Below are 7,163 nucleotides of genomic sequence, written 5' to 3' on the forward strand. Positions count from 1 at the left end.
CACCTAACTGCATAGTTTCTTCAATGTCCTTTTTATCGGAAGAAGTAGAATAAATAATTACGGGAATATTTTGGAGTGTACGATCCTTTTTTATTTCGGCAAGGCATTGCTTACCATTCATCCGGGGCATATTCAAATCTAAAAAAATAAAATCGGGTAATGTAAGCATCCCTTTTAAAAGTATCTGCAATGCTTCCTGGCCATTAAAAGCCGTTACACATTTACAAAACTTATCAATGCCTTTTAATGCTTCTATAAATAATTCTTGGTCATCAGGATCATCATCGGCAATAAAAAAAATTTTATTGTTTTCCACAGTTAGTTTTTGGCTTCATTAACAAATATAGTGTAGTAATTTACATTTACCGTTATATTAATTAACAATTATTTTTTGGCAGCTGATTATGCCTTATTAAAAAATAATTTAAAAACTGTTCCATGGTTTATTTTAGATTGCACATCAACGGAGGCGTTATGAGATTGCAGGATGTTTAAAGTAGAAGCCAGCCCAAGCCCCATACCATTTTGCTTTGATGTAAAATAAGGTTCAAAAAGTCTCGACATGTTTTCGTCGTTTATACCATGCCCGTTATCTTCTATGGCTACGATATACTGTCCATTCTGTTGTTTTACTGCTATAAATAATTTGCCTTCATTTTCACTCATTGCTTCTACCGCATTTATTATAATATTAAGAAAGGCAATTTTCAATTTTTCATTATCCGCCATGATCCATGCAGGATCCGAAACGTAATCTTTTTTCAGATCAATGTGCCGCAGTTTAATTCTGTCAATTGCATGATTCAAGGCTTCGTCCAATATGGATTGCAATGATTTTTTTTCAACTGTTACATGGTTGTCTTTAGATGAATTTACCAATTCAGCAATAAGGCCTTCAATTCGTTTACTGTTCCTGTTTATTATGTCGAGACAAATCTTATGTTCTTCATCACCCAGATCCTGATGCAGTTCCTCTGCCGATAACATTATATTATTTAAAGGATTTCTTACTTCATGCGCCATCATCCTCACCAGCCGGTTAGCCAAACCAACTTTTTCGAGCAGTAACGTTGATTTTTCTGCCTTTTTTAAGGCTGTAATATCGTGTATAATGCCCTGGATATATTTATCTCCCCTAATGTCTGTTTCTTTTGAAAGGGTGAGAATACAATATTTTTTTTCGCCTGTTTTGGCAATCATCTCTACTTCTTTATCGGAAACATCTTCATCATCTTCCAACTGCTTTTTAATTATACCAGCTTCTATTTTATTGGTAAGAAGCGAAAAAAGATTTTTAGAAAGCAATTCAGTTCTGCTGTACGCAAACAATTTGAAAGAGGCATCGTTTACTTCTGTAAAAAGCAATTCTTCATCGGCTACAAATACAAAATCTTTAGACCGTTCAAAAATATTCCTGAATTTTCTTTCACTTGCTCTAAGTGCTTTCATTGATGAGGCCCTGTCTAATGAATACCGGATACATCTTTCCAATTTTTCAATACTCAGCTCGCCTTTTATAAGGTAATCTACCGCCCCGGATTCTATTGCCTGAATTTCTATAGACCGGTTACCATTACCTGTAAGTAATATAAAAGGTTCTTCGCAATTATTTTTTATTGAACTCTGTATAAGGTCTAATCCTGTTTTTGCCCCCAAAAAATAATCTATCATGTATAAATCGTATTTGCCTTCGCAAATTAATTTTTCTGCATCGCTGTATATGCTGCACCAGTCTATTGTAAATTGCTGGCCTGCAATATTTTTTAAATACTCGTTTATTATATAAAAATCGCCTTCGTCGTCGTCAATTATTAAAATGCGTACCTCAAAATTTTTCATAACTGCTTGTATTTAAAATATATTTTAAAATAATAAAATCAGGCCTTTTTAACAGGAAATGAAATAATAAAAGTTGCTCCTTCGTTTTCTTTACTTAATGCCGAAATAAAACCATTATGCTTTTCAACAATTTGTTTGCATAATGCCAGGCCAATCCCTGTTCCCTGGTACTGGCTGTTGCCATGCAGGCGTGTAAACATTTCAAATATTTGTTCCGCATATTTTTGATCGAACCCAATACCATTATCCTGTATAAAAATTCTGCAAAATTTTCTATCACTGTTTCCATTATTATTTCCCTCCAGTTGCTCCGCATAAATATTTATAACAGGGTCAACATCTTTTTTCCGATATTTTATTGCATTGCCAATTAAATTTGAAAAAAGTGGCCTCATAAGGCCGGGATTCACATTCAATGAAGGCAGTGTTTTAACATTAATAACTGCTTTTTTTTCCAGCATCAATACTTCTTTATCTGCAATTACTTCCTTTACCAGCACATTTAAATCTGTATTAATAAAACGGCTGTTATCGTTTGATAGCTGAGAGAATTCAAGAATATCTTTTATCAATGCCTGCATACGTTCCGCTGCATTTTGAATACGGCTGATATATTTTATTGCATCATCATCAAACAAGCTTTTGTACTTGGTGTACAAAAGGTCGGTAAAGGTTCTTATTTTTCTTAAAGGCTCCTGCAAATCGTGTGAAGACATAAAGGCAAAACGATCCAAGTCTTTATTAGCGGTTTCCAGGTGATCAATATTATCTTGCAATTTTCTGTTAAGTTCCCTTATTTGATCTTCCGAAATTTTTCTTTCGTTAATTTCATTCTCCAGGCTTTTATTAATAGCCATTAATTTTTTTTCCTGTGCAACCAGCTGATGGTTTTTTGTATATAGATCTACAAATACACTTACTTTAGTACGGAGCAATTCGGGGTTAATGGGTTTATAAATATAATCTACTGCTCCTGTACGGTATCCTTTAAACATATTTTCTTCGCCATAATTATTTGCAGTAATAAAAACTATGGGAATGTGTTTTAGTTTTTCTCTTTCATAAATTAATTCAGCTGTTTCAAAGCCATTAAGATTGGGCATTTTTACATCCATTAATATCAATGCAAAATCAAATTCGGTTAACAAAATTTTTAATGCATCTCTTCCCGATGCTGCTTTTATTAATTCGTAGCCATCTGGTTCCAGTATAGCTTCCATCGAAAGCAAATTATCCGGCCGGTCATCAACCAAAAGAATTTTCTTTTTCATGTATTTTATTTGTAAAACCAGATACGCATTAACGAAAGCAGCTGATCAATTTTTAAAGGTTTAGTGATATAATCAGAAGCGCCGGCTTCAATACATTTTTGCCTGTCTCCTTTCATTGCTTTTGCAGTAACGGCAATAATGGGTAAAGTGCTGTTTTTATGTTCCCGTCTTATTTTTTGTATGGTTTCATAGCCATCCATTTCGGGCATCATAATATCCATCAGTACCATATCAATCTTTGGGCTATCGGTGGTAATTACTTCAATCGCTTCCTTACCACTTTCGGCAGTAAGCGCATTAATGCTTAATCTTTCAAATACAGTAGTTAATGCAAAAAGATTTCTTACATCATCATCTACTACCAAAATATTTTTACCGGTAAGGATATCGTTTTTAATCCTGATGCCTTCAATAATCCGTTGCTTATCCGGTGGAAGTTCTTTATGATTGAGGTGCATGTGCACAATAGCTTCTTCCATTAAATTCTCAAGGGAGTTAACCCCTTTTAATAAAATGGTATTGGAAGTCCGGTTAATATGGCTGAGTTCGGCCTTATTAAAATCTTTTGCAGAATAAATAATTACGGGAGTAATTTTTTTCTTTAACTCGCCTACCTTATTTACCAGTTCTATTCCAGCAATATCCGGCATAGTATAGTCCAGGATAATAGAATCATACTCATTATTGGTGAGGTTTTCAATTGCTTTTTTTCCTGTATCGGCAATACTTACATTTATATTACTAAACGAAATCATTTTGGCAATTTGTGAAGAATCAATTTCATTATCTTCTACCAGTAATACATTTTTTGCAGTTTTTTTACTTACAAAAAGAATGTCTTCGAATAATTCATTCAAAGTTTCATTGTCTAATGGTTTCAATAAAAAATTTCGGGCACCTCTTTTTAAAGCAAGGTTCCTGTTCTCTTCTCCAGATACTAAGTAAATAGGAATGTGGCGGTAATTTAAATCGTTCTTAAGCATATCCAGCACTTTCCATCCGCTGGTATCAGGCAATTTTACATCAAGCGAAATGGCCGCAGGTGTAAAGCGGTTAATAAAATCAAACACTTCAATATAACTTATTGCCACAATAGCTTTCATGTTATTCTGGTGTGCCTTTTCAATCATTATTTTACCAAAGCGTAAATCATCTTCTACAATTAATAACACTTTATCGGTAGGCAAAATATTTGTTCTGTCATCACCGGTATCGTTAATCATTTCGTTAACAATACTTAGATTTTGTGTTTCGCTACCGCCACTGGTTACCCTGATAGAATTTAACAGCGTATCAATTTCTCCTTTATCTTCTCCTAATTTAAATTGATGTAAGGCACTTAAATTGCCCGAAGCTTCTTTGGTTATAACGCCGGTTACACTCTCTACAGGTAAAAATAAAGTGAAGGTGCTGCCATGCGATAAATTACTTTCCAGTTCTATACTGCCGCCTAATAATTCGGCAAGGCCACGGCTGATAGATAGCCCCAATCCTGTACCACCATATTTACGGCTGGTACTGCCTTCTGCCTGCTGAAAGGCTTCGAAAATAATATTTTGTTTTTCCTGCGGAATACCAATACCTGTATCGCTGATGGCAAAAGCCACCACACGTTTTGCAGCATCTAAGTTGCTGTTACTTTGCTTCCAGTTGCGTTGTGCTTCGTAAATTTTTAATTTTACTTCACCTTTCTCTGTAAACTTAAAGGAGTTGGATAAAAGATTTTTCAATATCTGGTTAAGCCTTTGCAGATCTGTTTCCATAGTTACCGGTAACTGCTGATCGGTTTCGATAGTAAACCGCAAATGCTTTGCTTCGGATATAGGTTTGAAAGTAGTTTCTACAAACGTTGCAATTTCTGCAAATCTTACCGGCGAAATATTGGCTGAAATAAAACCAGATTCAATTTTAGACAAATCAAGAATGTCATTGATCAACTGTATCAAATCATCACCGCATGAGTGAATGGTTTTTGCATAACGAATTTGTTTATCATTTAAATTACCTTCGGCATTTTCGTATAATTGTTGTGCAAGAATGAGTAAGCTGTTTAGCGGTGTTCTTAATTCATGGCTCATGTTTGCTAAAAACTCCGACTTATATTTTGAAGTTAATTGCAACTGTTCAGCCTTTTCTTCCAGCGAACGTCTTGCATCTTCCACCTCCCTGTTCTTATCTTCCACTTCATTTTTTTGTTTTACAAGAAGTAAGGCTTTATCCTGCAGTTCGTCGTTAGTACGGCTCAATTCTTCCTGCTGAATTTTTAATTCTCCTGCAAGAGATTGCGATTGCGTTAATAATTCTTCTGTACGTGAGTTGGCTTCAATGGTGTTTAATACAATACCTATACTTTCCGTAAGCTGACTTAAAAAATCCAGATGCGTTTGACTAAAGTTGTCAAGCGATGCTAATTCAATTACAGCTTTTACTTTATTCTCAAACAAAACCGGTAGAATAATTAAGTTAGAAGGTTTTGCTTTACCTAAACCTGAATTAATTTTTATATAATTAGAGGGAACGTTGGATAATATAATTCTTTCTTTTTCAAAAGCCACTTGCCCTACTAAACCTTCGCCAATGGCAAATTCTGCTGGGAGATTTTTTTCTGTTTTATAACCATAAGCAGAAAACAAACTGAGTTTTACATTTTGAGTTTCTTCATCCTGTTTTAAAATATAAAATGCACCCCAGTGTGCAATTACCACCTGCGCCAATTCGGAAAGAATACGTTGTGTTACAGTTTTTAAATCTCTTTGCCCCTGCAGCATTTGTGTAAACTTTGCCAAATTCGATTTTAACCAATCCTGCTCCTGGTTTAGTAGGGTTGTTTCTTTTAAGTTGGCGATCATCTGGTTGATGGTATCTTTCAATGCTTCCACCTCACCTTTTGCTTCTACCCTGATTGTTCTTGTTAGGTCACCTTTTGTTACTGCCGATGCCACTTCAGAAATAGAACGAACCTGTGTAGTTAGATTTTGCGCTAACTGGTTTACGTTCTCTGTTAAGTTTTTCCAAATGCCCGATGCACCGGGAACACTTGCCTGTCCGCCCAACTGTCCATCTACTCCCACTTCTCTTGCCACAGTGGTTACCTGGTCGGCAAACAAGGCCAGCGTATCAATCATTTCATTGATCGTGTCAATCAATTGCGCCACTTCACCTCTTGATACAATAGCCAATTTTTGTTTTAGATTTCCGGTAGCCACTGCCGTTACTACTTTTGCAATACCACGAACCTGGTTGGTAAGATTGGATGCCATCATGTTTACAGAATCCGTCAAATCTTTCCATGTACCACCAACACCTCTTACTTCTGCCTGCCCACCCAATTTACCTTCAGTACCTACTTCTCTTGCAACACGTGTTACTTCAAATGCAAAAGAATTTAATTGTTCCACCATTGTGTTGATGGTATTTTTTAAATCAAGAATTTCTCCTTTAACATCAATAGCAACTGTTTTAGAAAGATCGCCTGATGCCACCGCTTTTGTTACCTCGGCAATGTTACGCACCTGTGCAGTAAGGTTACCCGTCATTTGATTTACGGAGTCAGTTAAATCTTTCCAGGTTCCTGCAACACCCGGTACAAATGCTTGTCCACCTAACTTTCCATCGGTACCAACTTCACGGGCTACACGGGTTACTTCTGATGCGAATGCACGAAGCTGATCCACCATGGTATTCAATGTTTCTTTCAACTGCAAAATTTCACCACGAACATCCACTGTAATTTTTTTACTCATATCACCATTAGCCACCGCAATGGCAACCTCTGCAATATTTCTTACCTGTGCGGTAAGGTTACCAGCCATCTGGTTTACAGAGTCAGTTAAATCTTTCCATGTTCCTGCAACACCCGGTACGTCGGCTTGTCCACCCAACTTACCTTCACTACCTACTTCCCTTGCCACACGTGTTACCTCACTACCAAATGAATTCAACTGATCCACCATGGTATTGATAGTATCTTTCAACTCAAGAATCTCTCCTTTTACATCCACTGTAATTTTTCTAGATAAGTCACCTTTCGCCACCGCTGTTGTTACTTCCGCA

At 36.1% G+C, this 7,163-nt stretch carries 4 protein-coding genes; all 4 read right to left on the reverse strand.

The annotated features are described in order from the left end of the window. Window positions 1–316 (reverse strand): response regulator (locus tag ACY651_RS04100; protein ID WP_462249980.1); only part of this gene is annotated, 316 nt, incomplete at its 3' end. Window positions 317–402: 86 nt separating this feature from the next. Further along, window positions 403–1,839 (reverse strand): two-component system sensor histidine kinase NtrB, encoded by a 1,437-nt coding sequence (locus ACY651_RS04105; protein WP_462249982.1) that lies wholly within the window; start codon window positions 1,837–1,839, stop codon window positions 403–405. A gap of 38 nt (window positions 1,840–1,877) precedes the next feature. Further along, entirely contained in the window at window positions 1,878–3,110 is a 1,233-nt protein-coding gene (locus ACY651_RS04110) for a sensor histidine kinase (protein ID WP_462249984.1), read from the reverse strand. A 5-nt stretch (window positions 3,111–3,115) separates the two neighbouring features. Further along, a partial coding sequence (locus tag ACY651_RS04115; RefSeq protein WP_462249986.1) for a response regulator occupies window positions 3,116–7,163 on the reverse strand: 4,048 nt, incomplete at its 5' end.

Source organism: Ferruginibacter sp. (assembly GCF_031391665.1).
GTDB lineage: Bacteria > Bacteroidota > Bacteroidia > Chitinophagales > Chitinophagaceae > Ferruginibacter.

Coding starts and splice junctions, on each gene's coding strand:
- ACY651_RS04105 (WP_462249982.1), bottom strand. CDS start 1,839: ATGAAAAATTTTGAGGTACGCATTTTAATAATTGACGACGACGAAGGC.
- ACY651_RS04110 (WP_462249984.1), bottom strand. CDS start 3,110: ATGAAAAAGAAAATTCTTTTGGTTGATGACCGGCCGGATAATTTGCTT.